Annotated in this window: 20 protein-coding genes; 3 read left to right on the forward strand and 17 right to left on the reverse strand. The window is 59.8% G+C overall.

Features of this window, described 5'->3' with window-relative positions; all coding sequences use genetic code 11:
- Nucleotide 1: 1 nt before the first annotated feature.
- Nucleotides 2-319 carry a primosomal replication protein N gene (priB, locus tag FOT55_RS04310; protein WP_049233092.1) on the reverse strand — a complete coding sequence of 106 codons (318 nt, stop codon included), beginning with the start codon at nt 317-319 and terminating at the stop codon, nt 2-4.
- An 8-nt stretch (nt 320-327) separates the two neighbouring features.
- The gene (rpsF, locus tag FOT55_RS04315; protein WP_004933634.1) at nt 328-726 is read right to left on the reverse strand and encodes a 30S ribosomal protein S6; all 399 of its coding nucleotides are present in this window, start codon (nt 724-726) and stop codon (nt 328-330) included.
- A gap of 454 nt (nt 727-1,180) precedes the next feature.
- Here rpsF and FOT55_RS04320 point away from each other — a divergent pair, with 454 nt between their 5' ends.
- Nucleotides 1,181-1,447, forward strand: a complete 267-nt coding sequence (locus FOT55_RS04320; RefSeq protein WP_043139300.1) for a YdgH/BhsA/McbA family protein — start codon at nt 1,181-1,183, stop codon at nt 1,445-1,447.
- 99 nt (nt 1,448-1,546) lie between these two features.
- On the opposite strand, the gene FOT55_RS04325 is transcribed toward FOT55_RS04320, so the two are convergent.
- Together FOT55_RS04325 and yjfP are read right to left on the reverse strand one after the other, a co-directional pair.
- The gene (locus FOT55_RS04325; protein WP_025305030.1) at nt 1,547-1,921 is read right to left on the reverse strand and encodes a hypothetical protein; all 375 of its coding nucleotides are present in this window, start codon (nt 1,919-1,921) and stop codon (nt 1,547-1,549) included.
- A 123-nt stretch (nt 1,922-2,044) separates the two neighbouring features.
- The gene (yjfP, locus tag FOT55_RS04330) at nt 2,045-2,797 is read right to left on the reverse strand and encodes an esterase (protein ID WP_147823155.1); all 753 of its coding nucleotides are present in this window, start codon (nt 2,795-2,797) and stop codon (nt 2,045-2,047) included.
- A 127-nt stretch (nt 2,798-2,924) separates the two neighbouring features.
- Here yjfP and bsmA point away from each other — a divergent pair, with 127 nt between their 5' ends.
- Entirely contained in the window at nt 2,925-3,233 is a 309-nt protein-coding gene (gene bsmA / locus FOT55_RS04335) for a biofilm peroxide resistance protein BsmA (RefSeq protein ID WP_025305028.1), read from the forward strand.
- 123 nt (nt 3,234-3,356) lie between these two features.
- Nucleotides 3,357-3,632, forward strand: coding sequence for a YdgH/BhsA/McbA family protein (locus FOT55_RS04340; protein WP_025305027.1), 276 nt, complete (start codon nt 3,357-3,359; stop codon nt 3,630-3,632).
- Here FOT55_RS04340 and FOT55_RS04345 read toward each other — a convergent pair.
- The 13 genes from FOT55_RS04345 to mutL form a co-directional block, all read right to left on the reverse strand.
- On the reverse strand, nt 3,629-4,027 hold the full coding sequence (locus tag FOT55_RS04345) for a DUF350 domain-containing protein (RefSeq protein WP_016929354.1): 399 nt from the start codon (nt 4,025-4,027) through the stop codon (nt 3,629-3,631). The genes FOT55_RS04340 and FOT55_RS04345 overlap by 4 nt on opposite strands.
- Before the next feature lie 66 nt (nt 4,028-4,093).
- Nucleotides 4,094-5,722, reverse strand: coding sequence for an isovaleryl-CoA dehydrogenase (locus FOT55_RS04350; protein WP_060433975.1), 1,629 nt, complete (start codon nt 5,720-5,722; stop codon nt 4,094-4,096).
- Nucleotides 5,723-5,838: 116 nt separating this feature from the next.
- Nucleotides 5,839-6,570, reverse strand: a complete 732-nt coding sequence (gene rlmB, locus FOT55_RS04355; RefSeq protein WP_025305025.1) for a 23S rRNA (guanosine(2251)-2'-O)-methyltransferase RlmB — start codon at nt 6,568-6,570, stop codon at nt 5,839-5,841.
- A gap of 61 nt (nt 6,571-6,631) precedes the next feature.
- The gene (gene rnr, locus FOT55_RS04360; protein ID WP_049208605.1) at nt 6,632-9,106 is read right to left on the reverse strand and encodes a ribonuclease R; all 2,475 of its coding nucleotides are present in this window, start codon (nt 9,104-9,106) and stop codon (nt 6,632-6,634) included.
- A gap of 59 nt (nt 9,107-9,165) precedes the next feature.
- A complete protein-coding gene (gene nsrR / locus FOT55_RS04365; RefSeq protein ID WP_025305023.1) occupies nt 9,166-9,591 on the reverse strand; it encodes a nitric oxide-sensing transcriptional repressor NsrR in 426 nt (141 codons plus the stop codon).
- A gap of 233 nt (nt 9,592-9,824) precedes the next feature.
- Nucleotides 9,825-11,123 carry an adenylosuccinate synthase gene (locus FOT55_RS04370; protein ID WP_025305022.1) on the reverse strand — a complete coding sequence of 433 codons (1,299 nt, stop codon included), beginning with the start codon at nt 11,121-11,123 and terminating at the stop codon, nt 9,825-9,827.
- 98 nt (nt 11,124-11,221) lie between these two features.
- A complete protein-coding gene (locus FOT55_RS04375) occupies nt 11,222-11,422 on the reverse strand; it encodes a DUF2065 domain-containing protein (RefSeq protein ID WP_004933666.1) in 201 nt (66 codons plus the stop codon).
- Between the two features lie 63 nt (nt 11,423-11,485).
- A complete protein-coding gene (gene hflC / locus FOT55_RS04380; protein WP_004933669.1) occupies nt 11,486-12,490 on the reverse strand; it encodes a protease modulator HflC in 1,005 nt (334 codons plus the stop codon).
- Nucleotides 12,491-12,493: 3 nt separating this feature from the next.
- The gene (hflK, locus tag FOT55_RS04385; protein WP_025305021.1) at nt 12,494-13,744 is read right to left on the reverse strand and encodes an FtsH protease activity modulator HflK; all 1,251 of its coding nucleotides are present in this window, start codon (nt 13,742-13,744) and stop codon (nt 12,494-12,496) included.
- A gap of 68 nt (nt 13,745-13,812) precedes the next feature.
- Complete coding sequence (gene hflX / locus FOT55_RS04390) at nt 13,813-15,093, reverse strand: ribosome rescue GTPase HflX (protein WP_147823156.1); 1,281 nt, start codon at nt 15,091-15,093, stop codon at nt 13,813-13,815.
- Between the two features lie 98 nt (nt 15,094-15,191).
- Nucleotides 15,192-15,500: an RNA chaperone Hfq gene (hfq, locus tag FOT55_RS04395; RefSeq protein ID WP_004933678.1), complete on the reverse strand. Its 309-nt coding sequence runs from the start codon at nt 15,498-15,500 to the stop codon at nt 15,192-15,194.
- Nucleotides 15,501-15,614: 114 nt separating this feature from the next.
- Complete coding sequence (gene miaA, locus FOT55_RS04400) at nt 15,615-16,556, reverse strand: tRNA (adenosine(37)-N6)-dimethylallyltransferase MiaA (protein ID WP_025305020.1); 942 nt, start codon at nt 16,554-16,556, stop codon at nt 15,615-15,617.
- Complete coding sequence (mutL, locus tag FOT55_RS04405) at nt 16,549-18,432, reverse strand: DNA mismatch repair endonuclease MutL (RefSeq protein WP_060433973.1); 1,884 nt, start codon at nt 18,430-18,432, stop codon at nt 16,549-16,551. Before mutL ends, miaA begins: the two co-directional genes overlap by 8 nt.
- Between the last annotated feature and the right edge of the window lie 20 nt (nt 18,433-18,452).

Below are 18,452 nucleotides of genomic sequence, written 5' to 3' on the forward strand. Positions count from 1 at the left end.
GCTAGTCTCCAGAATCTATCAATTCAATCTGCTCGGCATGCAGAACCAATTTGCTCAGCCCGTTGCGCCCTTGATGGCAGCTTACAAAGCCTTGCACGGTAATCTGACTGCCGACCGTTAATCTTTGAGTTAGTGCTTGTGACTGTTGTCCGCTGACAACCACGGGCATTCGGCACCATGCTTGTCTGCTGAATCCGGCTTCCATCTGCTGCGAACGGTGCTCTAGCACAAATTGGCAGTGCGGTATCCCGGAAGGACTCACTTTTCGAACCGGCGCCTTGCACACAGTGCCCGACAAGACCAGACGATTAGCCGTCACGACGGCAATTACTCTTCAGAATCCCCAGCATCTGCATCATCTGCGGTTTCGTTAGCGAAGTCTTCGCGGCGATCGCCACGACGTTCGTCTTTCGCTTTAACCATCGGAGATGCTTCAGTTACCGCGTGCTTAACGCGCATAACCATGCTGCGGATAACGGCGTCGTTGAAGCGGAAGTTAGTTTCCAGCTCATCGATCGCTTCCTGCGGCGCTTCAACGTTCAGCAGAACGTAGTGAGCTTTGTGCAGTTTGTTGATCGGATAAGCCAGCTGACGGCGGCCCCAGTCTTCCAGACGGTGAATCTGACCTTGCGCGTTAGTGATGGTAGCACTGTAACGCTCGATCATGCCCGGAACCTGTTCGCTTTGGTCAGGATGGACCATAAAAACGATTTCGTAATGACGCATCGAATTGCTCCTTACGGATTATTCAGCCTCCTGTCAGGGTCAACCGCGGCCCATGGAAGCAAGGAACGTGTTTAGTGTGCGGCTGAAAAATGACGCGTAATCATACTGACGCAGGGCGGGAAACTCAAGGACTGCGTGGGTTTTATTCGCGTTAATGCGAGGCGCTATGGGAAATAGCACGATTTGCTCGTGGGTGAACCTATGTACGCCGATCCATGGGTTTCAAAAATCTTTCAATGAAATCAGCGCTGAGTCACAAATCTATTTCATTTTTTTTGAAAGAGGTCATCAAAACACCCCACTTTTTAATCCGCAGTAACGGACTAAAATTAACCATATCCGCCGCAGACAGCGCGACGAAAAAGATTTCAGGTTATTCAATGCAGATAAATGACTTTTTGCCGCAGCGACACTCGCTGTCAGGCCGTAACGGCAAAGGGTTAAGAGAGGCACTATGAAACGCATTATTCTCGCGACGGCGCTGGCCGCCCTATTCTCCGCCAACGTGATGGCCGCGACGGAGATTAGCTCGCACCAGGCCGATCAACGCCAGAGCGTTGGCTTCGTCACCCTGAACCAGAACGTGGTTTCGCCGGATGACGCCAGCAGCCAGGTCAGTAAAATCGCCGATCAACGCGGCGCGACCTCTTATCGCATCATCGCCCTGCACGAACCGGGCGACAACAGCACGATGCACGTCAGCGCCGAGCTGTACCGCTAAAAAGACGCGCCACGCCAGGGAAATCCCCAGGGCTTCATCAGAAAGCCCGCTCAATCCTCGCCGGAGCGCCGCTTGTCGGGCGCTCCACTTTCTCACCTGTCACAGCTTGAGCAACGCCGGCGCGCTGAACGCTTTGCCCGGATTGTGCAATTGCAGCGCCATCCGCAGATAGTTTGTCCGCGTTTGCAGCAGCTCGGCGCTTTGCGTCAGCGTCACCCGCTGCTCGAAGGAGAGCGTACCGGCCGCCGCGGTGTGAGTGGCCGCCGCTTTCGGCGCGAAGGCAAACAGCGCCGTCAGGTTTTGCACCGTCTGCGCGGTGATGCGCGACAGCGGATCCGCCTTGTTTTGCCGCACCTTGCCGTCGGCTGCCCCCAACATCTCGCTGAAGGCCGCTGAGTTAAGATCGGCGCGCACTTTCATCGTTCCCACCAGCCCGCGCGCTGTCTCGGCCGTATTGCTGATACCCTTTATCATGCTCTCCGCTCCTTGCTGCCCTGAAAGAATTCACGCTGACATTCTCCTCCGCCATGCGTCAAACAATGACCGAAACAGCCCGCAGAGAGCGGCGCAATTCCACGCATCGCGCCCGGATGCGTATTACAGCTCGCGGAGGAAGAAATCGGTGGTAGCGGACAGCGCCAGCGGCGTGATGCGGTGCTTCACGCCCGGCTCGACGAACGACGTCAAGCGGCCATCTGCGCCTTGCTGCCGCAGTTCAGCCGCCAAACGCAGGCTGTCCGCCGCCGGCACCACGTCGTCCGTCTCGCCGTGCCACAGCAGCAGCGGCCGCCCGGCGATCGTCTCCAAACGCCCTTCCAGCTCATACTCCGCCAACACAGCGGTGCGCGCCGCAAACGCCGCCGGCGAGAGTGCCTCGCCCTCTTCGCCCAACGGCGGATACAGCGTTTGCGCCAGCGCACGGTAATAGCCTGAGCCCATCAGGCTGGCGGCCGCCCGGATCCACGGAAAGCGCGCGAAGGCGCCCAGCGCGGTCATGCCGCCCATTGAGGCGCCGGCGACGCCGATGCGGCCGTCGACGATCAGGCCAAGCCGCTCGAAATGCGCCTTGATCTGCGGCAGTTCGTCGATATTGCTGCGCAGGATCTCCCAGAATGACGCCAGGCGCTGCGCCTCATCGCCGTCGAATCGCTCGCCGTGCCGATCGGCATCCGGCAACACCGCCCGAAAACCGGCACGCGCCAGCGCATAGGCGAAGTAGGCGTACACCTCTTTCGACGAGGTATAACCATGGCAGAAGAACACCGTCGGCAGCGGCCGATGATACTGCCCCGCCGGCACCGCATGGATCACCGCGATATCGCCCACTCGCTCGTCATGAATTTCGATCATCCGTTCATCCTCACTCCACCTGTTGGCCTTAATCATGACAAACTTGCGCGAAGCAGCGTTAGCTCAATCTGTTACAGCTTATATTGCGTTACACTGAAGCCATCGCACCGGCTCTTTCGAGGTCACCATGACGCTAGTCCGCACACTCATCGCCCTGACGCTGGCCGCACAGCTTTCCGCCTGCGGCATCATGACCACCACGCCGAAACCGCCGCCGCCCCCCACCGCACAGGCGCAGGAGATCGTCCGCGCGCAGACCGCCGCACTGGCGAAAATGGGCACCATCACCGCCGTGGTGCGCGGCAGTCCGATGGACGTGGAAGCGGAGATCCAACGCAAGGCCACCGCCGCCGGCGCCCGTTATTACGTGATCATCATGAACAGCGAAACCGTCGTGCCGGGCCAATGGTATTCCCAGGCGATCCTGTATCGTTAAGGCGGGGATTTTTTAAGCAGATTTACACTGGCTTTGCACTGGCTGAAGAAGGGTGTTGCACACTGAGGGACAGCATGCCGCATGTTGCGGGTGTCGATTCAGGATCTGACGAAGGGGAACGCCATGAAACGCTCCACCGCACTCACCTCCCTCTTGCTTTCCATGGGATTGCTCAGCACCGGCGCACAGTCCGCCGAGCTGGCGCCCGCCGATCGTGTGACGCCGCTCAGTGAAATCGCCGAGATCACTTTCAACGATCTGCCCGGTTCGCCGCAGGAAGCGGAACTGGCCATTGCCCGCACCGCCGACCAACACGGCGCCAGCTATTACCGCATCCTGCGGATGGAAGAACAGGCGCACCCGCTTGGCTGGCGCGCCTCCGCCATCTTATACCTTTAATAGCTCATGCAAGCCGCATTCAACACGCCGCCGCTAACGGAGACGCCCCCCAGGAAAATCCCGGCGGCCAGGTGATTCGCTTCGATCTTTTCGCTGATACGCGGCATGTAGATCTTCACGGCCGCGAACAGCAAGAGTTGCACCACCAGCGCCACTACGCCCCACAGCAGGTAATCCAGCAGGCTGATCGAGTTGATCGCCGCGCTGGCCAACGGGATCACATACCCCAGGCAGGCGCCGATGAAAGCAAAGGCGGCGGATTGATTATCGGCCTTGATCAGCGCCCATTCATCGTGCGGGGTGATACGGGTATAGACGAACAGAAACACCAAAATCATGGCGAAGCCGCTGAAGAAGTAAGAGGCAAACGCCGCCAACGCGCTGAGAATATCCATGTGCATTTTCCTGTCAGAGTGAGGCTGAATTAAAAAGGTTTTCGCCGCCGGGCGCCACCCTTTTCCCTAACCGCCGATGGCGCGACTCAGCAGCAGTTCGCACACCTCGGCCGACAGCAGGCTCTCGCCACGGTGATCCAGCGTCAGATGACACCAGGCGTCGGCGATCTGCGGGCTGGCGTGCTGCAGCAGCTGCGCGGCGCAGCACAGGTCGAACAGCTGCTGGGTCAGCAGCCGCCCCATCTCTTCACGCGGTTGCCGGGCACGCTGCTGCCACTGCCGCCAGGCGCGATCGAACAACCGATTCTGGCCGCGCACCGGCTGCAGCTCGAACTGCAACATCTCGAGCGCGCCCGGCAGTTTGTGCAGGCTGCGCAACACGTCCAGACACATGATGTTGCCAGAGCCCTCCCAGATGCTGTTCACCGGCATTTCACGGTACAGGCGCGGCAGTTCACTCTCCTCGCAGTAACCGATGCCGCCCAGCACCTCCATCGCCTCGGCGATGAACGGCATGCCCTGGCGGCAAATGCTGTATTTGGCCGCCGGCGTCAGCAGACGGCTGTAGATCAGTTCGCCTTCATTGCTGCGGCTTTCCCAGGCGCGAGCCAGCCGGAACAGCAACGCGGTATGCCCTTCCAGCCGCAGCGCCATGCGCGCCAAGACCTGGCGCATCAGCGGTTGTTCTATCAACAGCTTGCCGAACGCCTGCCGCTGCAGCGCATGATACAGCGCCACCGACAGCCCGCGGCGCATCAGGCCGTGGCTGCCCAACGAACAGTCGAAACGGGTCAGGCCGCCCATCTTCAGGATATGCCGCACGCCGTCGCCCTCATCGCCCAGCAGCCAGGCCGTGGCATCCTGAAACTCCACCTCGCTGCTGGCGTTGGAGCGGTTGCCCAGCTTGTCTTTCAACCGCTCAAGGCGAATGGCGTTGCGGCTGCCGTCCGGCAAAATGCGCGGCAGGAAGAAGCAGGACAGCCCGCCTTCGGCCTGCGCCAGCACCAGGTGCGCATCGCTCTGCGGCACCGAGAAGAACCACTTGTGCCCCACCAGCCGGTAGGCTTCGCCCGGCCCGCGCGCGCCGAGCGGCGTGGCGGTGGTGGTATTGCTCAAGACATCGGAGCCGCCCTGTTTCTCCGTCATGCCCATGCCGATCAGCAGGCCGCGCTTTTGCCCGCCCGGCAGCAGGTGAGCGTCATAACGGTCCGACAGCAGCGGCGTCAGCCAGGAGCGAAACTCGGCCGGTAAAGCCTGCAGCAACAGCGGCGTGGCGCCGAAGGTCATGGTCACCGGGCACAGCGTGCCGGCCTCGACCTGCGCATGCAGCATAAAGCGCGCGGCGCGCGCCACGAAGGAACCGATGCGCGCATCCTCCTGCCAGGGCAGGTTGTGCACCCGATTGGCGATCAGGCCCTGCATCAGAATATGCCAGGCGGGGTGAAAGCGAACGTCGTCCAGCCGCTGGCCAGTGGCGTCGTAGCGCAACAGTTCCGGCGGGTTGGCGTTAGCCAGCCGCCCCAGCTCCAGCGACTCCTGGGTACCGAGCTGCTGGCCCAGCGAGGCCAATACCTCGGCGTCCCAACCGCCTTGTTCACGCTGCAACGCTTCGCGCAGCGGCGTATCGGAGAGAAACAGGTTGCTGTTGCCCAGCGGCTTGGGTTGGTTAAAAACGGTGTGCGTAGTCCAGACCATGAGAGTGCTCCCTGAAAAAAGCGTCAGGAGTAAGTATGGTCGGCGCAGAGATTTCTGCCGCAGGCGGGATCACAAGAGGGGGAATTAACGGGGGCACGGGGCCCCCGTCAGAAGAATCAGCCGCGCTGACGCACCGCTTCGAACAGGCAGATGCCGGTGGCGACCGACACGTTCAGCGAAGAGACGGTGCCGGCCATCGGGATGCTGATCAGCTCGTCGCAGTGTTCGCGAGTCAGGCGACGCATGCCTTCGCCTTCCGCGCCCATCACCAGCGCCATCGGGCCGGTCATTTTGCTCTGATACAGCGTATGGTCGGCTTCGCCGGCGGTGCCCACCACCCAGACATTCATCTCTTGCAGCAGACGCAGCGTACGCGCCAGGTTGGTCACGCGGATCAACGGCACGTTTTCGGCGGCACCACAGGCCACTTTCTTGGCGGTGGCGTTCAGCTGGGCGGAACGGTCGCGCGGCACGATCACCGCGTGCACGCCGGCTGCGTCGGCGCTGCGCAGGCAGGCACCGAGATTGTGCGGGTCGGTCACGCCGTCCAGCACCAGCAGGAACGGGGTCGCCACGCTTTCCAGCAGGCCCGGCAGATCGTTCTCCTGATACTGACGCCCTTCGCGCACCCGGGCGATGATCCCCTGGTGCACCGCGCCTTCAACCTTGTCATCCAGCCATTGGCGGTTCGCCACCTGGATCACGATGCCGGTCGCTTCCAGCTCGGCGATCAGCGGTTGCAGACGGCGATCTTCGCGGCCTTTCAGGATAAACACTTCCAGGAAGCGTTGCGGATCGCGCTCTAACAGGGCTTTGACGGCGTGGATGCCGTAAATAATTTCGCTCATGATGCTCTTTTAAATTCGTGCGGCCGGCGATAACCGGCCGATGATAACGATGTGCGGCAGGTTAAGCCTGCTCGGCACCTTTCTTCTTGGCTGCGCGTTTGGCTTTGGTCGCCGCCGCGATTTTCCGCGTTTTGTCGGACGCTTTCTTGGCTTTCTTTTTCGCCTTCTTCACGTTGTCCGCAGGCTTGGTGTCATCCTGCTTGCGGAAGGCGCTGTCCGGTTCGAAGTTGGCTGGCGGTTTGCCGCCACGGCGCTTGCCGCGCCCCGCGCTACCGTTGTCGCGCAGCGTGCGCTGGCCGCCCTTCTTGGCGCGATCGCGCTCGGTTTTGCCTTCACCGCGCGCTTTGCGGGTGCTGGATACCAGCGCGAAGTCGATCTTGCGCTCGTCCATATGCACCGCATCCACGCGGATCTCCACCGTATCTCCCAGGCGATAGACCGTGCCGGAAGATTCGCCGATCAGGCGCTGGCCGATATTATCGTAGCGATAGTAATCATTATCCAGCGTTGATACGTGCACCAGCCCGTCGATAAACAGATCGTTCAGGCGTACGAAGAAGCCGAAGCCGGTCACGCTGGAGATGATGCCGCTGAACACTTCACCGACGTGATCCTGCATGAAGTCGCACTTCAGCCAGTCGGCGACGTTGCGCGTCGCTTCATCCGCACGGCGCTCGGTCATCGAGCAGTGTTCGCCCAGCTGCAGCATCTCTTCGAATTCGCTGTGCCAGCCGCCGGTCGGCGTCCAGCGCTCTTTCGGCTCGCCGTGTTCTTTGGCCAGCTGATATTTGATCGCGCGGTGCAGCGCCAGATCCGGATAACGACGGATAGGCGAGGTGAAGTGGCCGTAAGACGCCAGCGCCAGACCGAAGTGGCCGCGGTTTTCCGGATCGTAAATCGCCTGCTTCATCGAGCGCAGCAACATGGTTTGCAGCATTTCGTGGTCAGGGCGCTCGGATACTTCATCCATCAGCACCGCATAGTCTTTCGGCTGTGGCTTGTTGCCGCCGCCCAGCGTCAGCCCCAGTTCGCTCAGCACGCTACGCAGCGCGGAGATGTGGTCATCGCTCGGACGATCGTGCACGCGGTACAGCGCCGGCTCGTTGCGTTTCTCGACAAAGCGCGCGGCCGCCACGTTGGCCATGATCATGCACTCTTCGATCAGCTTGTGGGCGTCGTTGCGCACCGTCGGCTCCACGCGCTCGATGCGGCGTTCGGCGTTGAAGATGAATTTGGCTTCTTCGGTTTCAAACGCGATGCCGCCGCGCTCGGCGCGCGCCTTATCCAGCACCTTATACATCGCGTGCAGCTCTTCCAGGTGCTTGACCAGCGGGTGGTAATGCTCGCGCAGCTCCTGATCGCCCTGCAGAATGTGCCACACCTTGTTATAGGTCAGGCGGGCGTGCGAGCTCATCACCGCCTCGTAGAATTTGGCCGTGGACAGGCGCCCCTGGGCAGAGATGGTCATCTCGCATACCATGCACAGGCGATCGACCTGTGGGTTCAGGGAGCACAGTCCGTTGGACAGCACTTCCGGCAGCATCGGGATCACCTGCGACGGGAAGTAGACCGAGTTGCCACGGCTGCGCGCTTCGTCATCCAGCGCGGTGCGTGGACGCACATAGTAGCTGACGTCGGCGATCGCGACCCACAGGCGCCAGCCGCCGCCGCGTTTTTTCTCGCAGTACACGGCGTCGTCGAAGTCGCGCGCATCTTCACCGTCGATGGTGACCAACGGCAGTTTGCGCAGATCGACGCGGCCCTTCTTGGCCGCTTCCGGCACCTGCTCGCTGAGATCGGCCACCTGCTTTTCCACCTGCGGCGGCCAGGTATGCGGGATCTCATGGGTGCGCAGCGCGATGTCCACCGCCATGCTGGTGCCCATTTTGTCGCCGAGGATCTCGACGATCTTGCCGACCGCCTTAGTACGGCGGGTCGGGCGCTGAGTCAGCTCCACCACCACCATAAAGCCCATGCGCGCGCCGCTGACGCTGTCGGCTGGGATCAGAATATCGAAGCTCAGACGGCTGTCGTCCGGCACCACGAAGCCGGTACCGGCGTCCATGAAGAAGCGGCCGACAATCTGGCTGGTTTTCGGCACCAGCACGCGCACGATGCGCGCTTCGCGGCGCCCTTTACGGTCCGCACCCAGCGCCTGCGCCAGCACCACATCACCGTGGATCGCCATTTTCATCTGTTCGGCAGACAGGTACAGATCGTCTTTGCTGCCTTCAACGCGCAGGAAGCCGTAGCCGTCGCGGTGGCCGATCACCGTGCCGCGCAGCAGATCCAAACGCTCCGGCAGCGCATAGCACTGGCGGCGGGTAAACACTAACTGGCCATCGCGCTCCATGGCGCGCAGGCGGCGACGCAGCGCTTCCAGCTGCTCTTCACCGCTGAGGCCCAATTCGTTGCCCAGTTCTTCGCGACTGGCCGGCGTTTCTCGTTTCGCCAAATGGGCCAGGATATATTCACGGCTGGGGATAGGGGATTCGTATTTTTCTGCTTCTCGTTCCAGGAATGGATCTTGTGACATTGCGGTTCCTCCGTTGTCATCAGCAGGATGACGTTGAGCCTTGTCTTCTCAACATCGTTTTATTCGACAAGCAATAGCTTGTAGAGCGGCGGATTGTCTTCGACCATGTCGGCCAACGTATGCTTATCCAGCTCTTCAAGGAAATTCTGTACGCCCTGTTGGAGCACCTGCTTCAATCGGCAGGCAGGGGTGATGTGGCAAAAATCACTGCTGCAGTTAACCAGCGCAAGCGGCTCCAGCGCCCGCACGACGTCACCGAGGCGAATGCTCTCGGCCGGTTTACCCAAACGAATGCCGCCATGCTTGCCGCGCACCGCCGTGACAAAACCGACCCGGCTCAACTGATTGATGATCTTCACCATATGGTTGCGGGACACGCCATAAACCTCAGTCACTTCCGAGATGTTGGTCATCTTGTCCTGCGGCAACGAGGCCATGTAGATCAACGCCCGCAGGCCATAATCAGTAAAACTTGTTAACTGCACATCTTACCTCTGGGTATCACTTTACCCGTCTGATACGCCGCTTTTCGGCGCTATTCAAAAGATTACTCATTGGATAATAAACCAGCCGGAGAGTTCGTCGCTAATTATTTAGCGGATCCCGCGCCCTAAGGCGAGTTTATGAAAGGATTTTTTGACGTGAAACCGCAATCGGAGGGAGTCAGGATAAAAACAAACCGGGACGCGCCCGGTTTGTTTAATGCCGCAAAGCCTGATTATGCGTCGAACGGGTCGCGCAGGATCATGGTTTCGCTGCGGTCCGGGCCAGTAGAGATGATGTCTACCGGTACGCCGGTCACTTCTTCGATGCGCTTGATGTAGTTCAGCGCAGCCTGAGGCAGCTTGCTGTGCTCTTTCACGCCAAAGGTCGTTTCGCTCCAGCCCGGCATGATTTCGTAGATAGGCTCGATGCCTTCCCAACCTTCAGCCGCCAGCGGAGTGGTGTCCACTTCGCGGCCGTCCGGCATGCGGTAGCCCACGCAGATCTTCACTTCTTTCAGGCCGTCCAGGACGTCCAGTTTGGTCAGGCAGAAGCCGGACAGGGAGTTGATCTGCACCGCGCGACGCACCGCTACCGCGTCCAACCAGCCGGTACGACGACGACGGCCGGTGGTGGCGCCGAACTCGTTACCCTGCTTGCACAGGTACTCGCCGGTTTCATCGAACAGTTCGGTTGGGAACGGGCCGGCACCCACGCGAGTGGAGTAGGCTTTCACGATGCCCAGCACGTAGTCCACATAACGCGGGCCAATGCCGGAACCGGTAGCCACGCCGCCGGCGGTGGTGTTGGAAGAGGTCACGTACGGATAAGTACCGTGGTCGATATCCAGCAGGGTGCCTTGAGCGCCTTCGAACATGATCAGGTCGCCACGCTTGCGTGCGCCGTCCAGCAGTTCGGAAACGTCAACCACCATGGCGGTCAGGATGTCGGCGATAGACAGTACGTAGTCCAGCGTCGCCTGATAATCGACGGCTTCAACTTTGTAGTAGTTGACCAGCTGGAAGTTGTGGTAATCGACGATCTCTTTCAGCTTAACGGCGAAGGTTTCTTTATTGAACAGGTCGCTGACGCGCAGGCCGCGACGAGCCACTTTATCTTCGTAAGCCGGGCCAATGCCGCGACCGGTGGTGCCGATCGCTTTCGCGCCGCGCGCTTTCTCACGCGCGTTGTCCAACGCAACGTGGTAAGGCAGGATCAGCGGGCAAGCTTCAGAGAGTAACAGACGTTCGCGTACCGGGATGCCACGCGCTTCGAGTTCACCCATTTCTTTCATCAACGCGTCCGGCGCCAGAACAACACCGTTGCCGATGATGCTGGTGACGTTTTCACGCAGAATACCTGAAGGAATTAAATGAAGGACGGTTTTTTCACCGTTGATTACCAGAGTGTGGCCAGCGTTATGGCCACCTTGGTAGCGCACAACATATTGAGCCCGTTCAGTCAGCAGGTCTACAACCTTGCCTTTACCTTCGTCACCCCATTGGGTGCCCAGTACGACGACGTTCTTACCCATTTTTCAAAATCACCGATTGCTTAAAAATGGATTCTACCACCGTAATTTTCGATTTTCAGCACTTTTAGCATACGATTGCATAAATTTTGGGCTAGACTTTAAAGACCCGTGCGGCCGCTCAACATGTAGTAGATCACGCAGCCCGCAACCACTATTCCACCACCAAATCGCCGCAGCGTCGCGTCCGGCAGCTGCGACATCGCCACAATCATTTTGCGCCAGGCCTGCGGAAACAGCATCGGCCCTAACCCTTCCAGCACCAGGACCAGCCCGAGCGCCAGCCAAATCGTTGAGTTCATGCATCCCCCAAAAACGAGAAAGGGCCCGCGTAAACGGGCCCTCGGTCAGATTGCCTGCCGCGCTTATTTGCGCAGGGTATCAGGCGACTTCATGTAGCGGAAGAAATCGCTGTCCGGGCTCAGTACCAGCACGTCCTGGTTGTCCTTGAAGCTGGCCTCATAGGCACGCAGGCTGCGGATAAAGGCATAGAAGTCCGGATCCTGGCTGAACGCGTTGGCGAACAGTTTAGCCGCTTCGGCATCGCCTTCACCGCGGGTGATACGCGCCTGACGCTCGGCTTCCGCCAAGGTACGGGTCACTTCGTAGTCCGCGCTGGCGCGCAGTTTCTCAGCTTCTTCCTGGCCCTGCGAGCGCAGACGACGGGCTACCGCTTCACGCTCGGCGCGCATACGCTGGTAGATGGCGTCGGACACTTCGGCCGGCAGGTTGATCTGCTTGATACGTACGTCGATCACCTCGATGCCCAACGCCGCCATGCTGTTCGGGTTAACCTGCGGCTGTTTGCCGGTGGTTTCCCGTTCAACGCGCGCCGCCGCAGAGGCGATAGCGTCATCGGCTTCGGTGGTCGCCACTTCTTCGCCGTCACCCACGGTGCCGGTGTTCAGCGCGTCACGCACGTCAGACATCAGCTTGCCGCGCGAGTCGGTCACGATGTCTTTCACGTCCAGGCGGCCGATTTCGGAACGCAGACGGTCGCTGAACTTGCGTTTCAGCAGCACTTCGGCCTGGGAGACGTCGCCGCCGCCGGTCGCCAGATAGTAGCGGCTGAAGTCGCTGATGCGCCACTTCAGATAGGAATCGACGATCAGGTCTTTCTTCTCGCTGGTCACGAAGCGATCGGCCTGGTTGTCCATGGTCTGAATACGCGCATCCAGGTTCTTCACGGTCTCAATGAACGGGATCTTGAGGTGCAGACCCGGCGCATACACCAGCGGCTTGTTTTCGCCGTCGCGCAGAACCTTGCCGAAGCGCAGCACGATGCCGCGCTGGCCTTCCTGCACCACGAACAGCGAAGCGTACAGCACCACCAGCACCGCGAGGACAATAACTACAAAAGACTTACGCATTGATTACTCTCTCCCTACGCGAGTGGTGTCGTCACGCTGCGCATTCGCCCGGCGCTGATCCATAATCGAACCGCCGCTGGTACGCGGAGCGCTGCTGTTGGCAGCCGGCGCAGGATTCGGATTGAGGCGAATCAGGCTGGTATCCTTGTTGCCGCTCTCCGTTGCCGCGCCTTGACCGCGCAGCATCTGATCCAGCGGCAGCACCATCAGGTTGTTGCCTTTGTCGCTCACCAACACCTTACGGGTATGGCCCAGCACTTTTTCCATGGTTTCGATATACAGACGCTCGCGAGTAATCTGCGGTGCGGACTTGTATTCCGGCAACAGCTTGGCAAAGCGCGCCACCTCACCCTGAGCTTCCAGGACGGTACGGTCTTTATAAGCCTTGGAGTCTTCCAGCAGACGCTGCGCCTGGCCGTTCGCACGCGGCTGAACTTCGTTGGCGTAAGCTTCCGCTTCACGGATGTATTGCTGCTCGTTCTCACGCGCAGCGATCGCATCGTCGAACGACGCCTTCACCTCTTCCGGTGGACGCGCCGCCTGGAAGTTGACGTCCAGCAACGTGATACCCATGTTGTAAGGACGAATAGTCTCTTCCAACATGCGCTGCGTATCGTTACGCACCACGGTACGGCCTTCGGTCAGGATGCGGTCCATCGAGTATTTGCCGATCACGCCGCGCAGGGCGCTGTCGGTCGCCTGGCTCAGGCTGTCGTCGGCATTGACGACGCTGAACAGGTACGCTTCCGGGTTGGTCACGCGGTACTGCACGTTCATTTCCACGCGCACCACGTTTTCATCGGAGGTCAGCATCACGCCGGACGCCGCCAGCTCGCGCACGGACTCCACGTTCACCGGACGCACGTCATCGATGAAGGTCGGCTTCCAGTTCAGGCCCGGCTGCACCAGGTGGCTGAACTTACCGAAACGCGTCACAACGCCGCGTTCGGCTTCCTTGATGGTGTAGAAGCCGCTGGCGGCCCAGATCACCACCACGGCAACCGCCGCGATACCGATAATGCGGCCGCTGAAGCCCGGACCAGAGGTGCCGGTGCCGCCGCTATTGCTGTTGGAGCCTTTGCCCCCGCCGAAACCGCTCAATTTCTTGCTCAGTTTGCGGAAGATATCGTCCAAATCAGGTGGCCCTTGATCACGACCGCCTTTGTTGTTACCGCCAGAGTTGCCGCCATTATTATTGCTGCTCCCCCACGGGTCGCGGTCCTGTCCGTTATTACCGGGCTGATTCCACGCCATGTTTTAGCTCCATATTCTGTGATTGGGTACTTCAGGCTTTCGCGAAGCATAAATGTAACAGGATATGATCATACGATAAAGTCAATCAGGTCCTGTTCTTGCTTGCAGAGACGACGCCATTCGACGATCGGCATTCGCACCACCACGCCAATGCTGCCGTCCTCTTCGTTCCACTCTTTTTCAATCGCCTGAAGCTGGTAAAAACGGCTGCGAAGACGGCCTGCCCGTGGCGGTAAGCGCAATTCGTAATGCGCGATCTCCCCCGATAAGCGCTCCGTCAACGCCTGATACAGCAACGGAATACCCTCTCCGCTGGCGGCGGACAGCCACACCCGGATCGGCAGGTTTTCGTCGTTGCGGTCGATACGCGGCACAAAATCGTCCAGCATATCTATTTTGTTCATCACTAACAGTGTAGGAATTTCATCCGAGTCTATCTCCGCCAGCACGGTGTTCACCGCTTCGATGTTCTCATCGACGCGCGGATCTGCGGCATCGATGACGTGCAGTAGCAAAGACGCCTGGCGCGTTTCCTGCAGCGTCGCCTTGAAGGCGGCCACCAGATCGTGCGGCAGGTGCCGGATAAAGCCTACGGTATCCGCCAACACGGTATCCCCCACGTCCGGCACGTCAATGCGCCGCAACGTAGGATCCAGGGTGGCAAATAGCTGGTCCGCCGCATACACCTCGGCAGACGTTATTCGGTTAAACAGGGTGGATTTGCCGGCGTTGGTGTAGCCCACCAGCGATACGGTCGGCACATCGGCACGGGTCCGCGCGCGTCGGCCTTGTTCACGCTGCTTTTCTACCCGCTCCAGGCGGCGCAGAATCAAGCTGATGCGATCGCGCAACAGGCGACGGTCGGTCTCAAGCTGGGTTTCCCCCGGCCCGCGCAGGCCAATCCCCCCTTTTTGCCGCTCCAGGTGCGTCCAACCGCGTACCAGACGCGTGGCGATGTGACGCAACTGCGCCAGCTCCACCTGCAGCTTACCTTCATGGGTGCGGGCACGCTGGGCGAAGATGTCTAAAATCAGCCCGGTGCGATCGATCACCCGGCATTCGCACAGGCGCTCGAGGTTTCTTTCCTGCGCCGGGGAAAGGGAATGATCAAACAGGACAACAGACGCGCCGCTGGCTTTCACCGCATCTGCAATTTCTTCGGCCTTTCCTTCGCCGACAAAGTACTTCGGATGCGGGGCTTTGCGGCTACCAGTCACCACTTGCAAAGCTTCGACACCGGCTGAGGAAACCAACGATTCGAACTCGCTGAGGTCTTCCGTATCTTTGTCTTGCGAGAAATAGATATGAACCAGTACGGCCTGCTCACCGGCTTCATAACGGTCAAACAAGCGTGCAACCTCTCAAACGGACACTCACCGTGAGTTTGGGGGACATAAACAGCCCGCGGCTGCTTATGCTCCCCGTCATGGTTGACTTGCAACGCGCTTTATTCAGCGTCATCGCTTTCCTGCTGCGGCTGTTGCTGCGCAGACGGATTGTTGCCATGGTGATAGTTGCTTGAACCGCCGCTCGGGTTGTTGCTGTGATGCGAAACCGGGCGTGACGGGACGACGGTAGAGATAGCGTGCTTGTACACCATCTGGCTAACCGTGTTCTTCAACAGGATGACAAACTGGTCAAAAGACTCAATCTGGCCTTGCAGCTTAATACCATTCACCAAATAAATAGAAACCGGAACACGTTCACGACGCAATGCGTTCAGGAACGGATCTTGCAAAGATTGCCCCTTAGCCATTCTATCTTTTCCTTATTTGCTTGTTGTTTGTAACTAAGAACCTGTCGGCTCTAAAATAAACGACGTAAAAAATTTGCGCGCTGAATACTCAGCAATTGTACACAATCACCCAACCTATGCACTAACAACCTGTGTCACCGAGTCCAAAGCCTCTCCCGGCTTTTCACTGTCCAACCAATGGACCGACTCCCAACCCCGTAACCAGGTCATCTGACGTTTAGCCAACTGACGTGTTGCGCAAATACCACGATAAACCATCTCATCGTAACTAATTTCACCAGACAAGTATGACCACATCTGGCGGTAACCGACACAGCGAATGGAGGGCAAGTCCGTATGCAAATCACCCCGTGCGAAAAGTGCACGCGCTTCCGTCTCAAAACCCGCCGCCAACATTTGATGGTACCGCAGCTCGATGCGTTGATGGATCAACTCACGGCTGGTCGGCGCTATCGCAAATTGGTGAACTTGATACGGTAACGATTCACCCGAAATTTGAGTCAGTTCCGTTAAAGTTTTACCCGAAATAAAAAAAACTTCCAGTGCTCTGGACAGTCTCTGCGGATCATTCGGATGAATTCTCACTGCCGCGACCGGATCGATCGCCTGCAACTGACGGTGCAGCGCCTCCCAGCCCTGCTCCGCCGCTTGGCGTTCGATGCGCTCGCGCACCGCGGGATCGGCGGAGGGCAGCGGCGACAATCCTTCCAGCAACGCCTTGAAATACAACATGGTGCCGCCGACCAGCAGCGGAATGCGCCCGGCGGCGGTGATATCGGCCATCTCCTTCAGCGCGTCGGCGCGGAACTCCGCGGCCGAGTAAGCTTCGGCGGGATCGCGAATATCGATCAGCCGATGCGGCGCCTGCGCCAATTCTTCGGCGCTCGGCTTGGCGGTGCCGATATCCATGCCGCGGTAAATCAGCGCGGAATCGACGCTGATCAGTTCCACCGGCAGGCGTTCGCGCAGCGCGATCGCCAGCGCGGTCTTGCCTGAGGCGGTCGGCCCCATGATGAAAATAGCCGGGGGACGTGGTGTCATTTCAGTGTTAGTCATGCTTGAGGGCCGCCAGTGCGGCCTGTAAATCAACGGGTTGTAAAAGTCCGCTCGGTGGCGATTTGACCAGCTGCGGGCAAAGTCGTTCAACGTCGGTCAGCAATTGTATCGCTTGCGAGGTGTTCCACTGTTCATGTTCGCTGCCAAGACGGCGAGCGAGCCAGGTGGCCAGCACCGCGGGCGACATCTCCTGATGTTCGGCCAGATAGCCTAACAGTTCGGGTATCAGTTTTTGTAAATTTTGTTGGCGTAATGGTAAAGGCACTGCGCGCAGCGTCACACGGCCGTGATCCGTCTGCAGATCCAGCCCCATCATCGTCAGCAGCGCCTGATGCCGTGCAATGGCCGCCGCTTCGTTCTTATCCAACGTCAGCTTGATCGGTATCAGCAGCGGTTGCGGCCGCAGCCCTTCCGTCGGCGGATTGAGCTGCGCCTGGCGCAGCCAGCGTTCGGCCACCGTCAGATTGAGCAACGCCGGCTGCTGGCGCTGTTCAATCAGCGCGTAGCACGGCGGATGGATCATCAGCACCCGGCCAAAGCTGTGTTGTCCGCTCGCCAACGGCGTTTCCACGGCGGCTTTCGCCGGCGGGAACAGCGGCGGCTTGCTCGAAACTTCCGGCGCCGCATCGGCCGGTGGCTCGGTGGCGGGCTGCATCAGTTTGCCGTACAGCTCGCCTTCGCGTTTCTGGTAACCGCCCGCCGTTTGCCAACCGGGCTGCGGCGCGCGCTCGCGGACGGCGCCGGCCGATGACGGCGTTTCGCGACGCGGCGCCGGCTGAGAAAAATGGTTGCCGCCGGCGGCGACGCGGTTTTCCTGCTGCCAGACCGGCGCGGGCGCTTCGTCGGGCGTTTCCGCCAGCGGCAGCGACGGTGTCTGACCGGCCTGTTGCAGCACGGTGGTCACCGCCTGGTAGATAAAATCGTGTACCAGCCGCGCCTGATGGAAACGCACCTCGTGTTTGGCGGGATGAACGTTGACGTCCACCTGGTGCGGGTCGACTTCCAGATACAGCACGTAAGCGGGCTGCTGATCGTCTTTTAGCTGATCCTGATAGGCCTGACGAATCGCGTGATTGATCAAGCGATCGCGCATCATGCGGCAATTGACGTAGCAGTATTGCATCTCACCCAGCTGGCGCGCCCCCGCCGGATCCGCCACCCAGCCGCGGATACTCAGATCGCCGTGTTGCCAGTCGATGTTCAGCGCATGCTGTAAAAACGCCGGGCCGCAGATGCTGCCCAAACGGCGTTCGTGCTGGCTCTCTTCTTTCGCCGCCCGGTATTGGCGGATCAGTTTGCCGTTGTGGCTGAGGTTGATCGCCACATCGAAACGCGCCAGCGCGATGCGCCGCACCACTTCATCGATATGGCCGAATTCGGTTTTCTCGGTACGCATGAACTTGCGGCGCGCCGGCGTGTTGTAAAACAAATCCAGCACTTCCAGCGTACTGCCGACCGGGTGCGCGGCGGGTTTGACCGTCACCGCCTGCTCGCGCCCTTCGGCATAGGCTTGCCACGCCTCGCTTTGTTCGGCGGTGCGCGACGTCAGGGTCAAACGGGAAACCGAGCTGATACTGGCCAGCGCTTCGCCGCGAAAACCGAGGCTGACGATCGCTTCCAGGTCATCGAGCGTGCTGATTTTACTGGTAGCGTGCCGCGCCAGCGCCAGCGCCAAATCGCCCTTGCCGATGCCGCAGCCGTTATCGCGAATGCGGATCAGCTTGGCACCGCCGCGTTCGATATCGATATCGATGCGCGTCGCACCGGCGTCCAGACTGTTTTCCACCAGCTCTTTGACGACCGACGCGGGGCGTTCAACCACCTCTCCGGCGGCGATCTGGTTGGCGAGCTGTGGCGGTAACACCTGGATAGGCATGCTGACTCCTGTAGCGGTGG

Source organism: Serratia bockelmannii (assembly GCF_008011855.1).
Taxonomy (GTDB): domain Bacteria; phylum Pseudomonadota; class Gammaproteobacteria; order Enterobacterales; family Enterobacteriaceae; genus Serratia; species Serratia bockelmannii.

Bases quoted from the DNA above. Each gene is read 5' to 3' on its own strand.
- FOT55_RS04340 (WP_025305027.1), top strand. From the start codon at position 3,357: ATGAAACGCTCCACCGCACTCACCTCCCTCTTGCTTTCCATGGGATTG.
- yjfP (WP_147823155.1), bottom strand. From the start codon at position 2,797: ATGATCGAAATTCATGACGAGCGAGTGGGCGATATCGCGGTGATCCAT.
- hflK (WP_025305021.1), bottom strand. From the start codon at position 13,744: ATGGCGTGGAATCAGCCCGGTAATAACGGACAGGACCGCGACCCGTGG.
- FOT55_RS04375 (WP_004933666.1), bottom strand. From the start codon at position 11,422: ATGAACTCAACGATTTGGCTGGCGCTCGGGCTGGTCCTGGTGCTGGAA.
- rpsF (WP_004933634.1), bottom strand. From the start codon at position 726: ATGCGTCATTACGAAATCGTTTTTATGGTCCATCCTGACCAAAGCGAA.
- FOT55_RS04370 (WP_025305022.1), bottom strand. From the start codon at position 11,123: ATGGGTAAGAACGTCGTCGTACTGGGCACCCAATGGGGTGACGAAGGT.
- hflC (WP_004933669.1), bottom strand. From the start codon at position 12,490: ATGCGTAAGTCTTTTGTAGTTATTGTCCTCGCGGTGCTGGTGGTGCTG.
- FOT55_RS04325 (WP_025305030.1), bottom strand. From the start codon at position 1,921: ATGATAAAGGGTATCAGCAATACGGCCGAGACAGCGCGCGGGCTGGTG.
- miaA (WP_025305020.1), bottom strand. From the start codon at position 16,556: ATGACTAACACTGAAATGACACCACGTCCCCCGGCTATTTTCATCATG.
- FOT55_RS04320 (WP_043139300.1), top strand. From the start codon at position 1,181: ATGAAACGCATTATTCTCGCGACGGCGCTGGCCGCCCTATTCTCCGCC.
- FOT55_RS04345 (WP_016929354.1), bottom strand. From the start codon at position 4,027: ATGGATATTCTCAGCGCGTTGGCGGCGTTTGCCTCTTACTTCTTCAGC.
- hfq (WP_004933678.1), bottom strand. From the start codon at position 15,500: ATGGCTAAGGGGCAATCTTTGCAAGATCCGTTCCTGAACGCATTGCGT.
- bsmA (WP_025305028.1), top strand. From the start codon at position 2,925: ATGACGCTAGTCCGCACACTCATCGCCCTGACGCTGGCCGCACAGCTT.
- mutL (WP_060433973.1), bottom strand. From the start codon at position 18,432: ATGCCTATCCAGGTGTTACCGCCACAGCTCGCCAACCAGATCGCCGCC.
- rlmB (WP_025305025.1), bottom strand. From the start codon at position 6,570: ATGAGCGAAATTATTTACGGCATCCACGCCGTCAAAGCCCTGTTAGAG.
- rnr (WP_049208605.1), bottom strand. From the start codon at position 9,106: ATGTCACAAGATCCATTCCTGGAACGAGAAGCAGAAAAATACGAATCC.
- FOT55_RS04350 (WP_060433975.1), bottom strand. From the start codon at position 5,722: ATGGTCTGGACTACGCACACCGTTTTTAACCAACCCAAGCCGCTGGGC.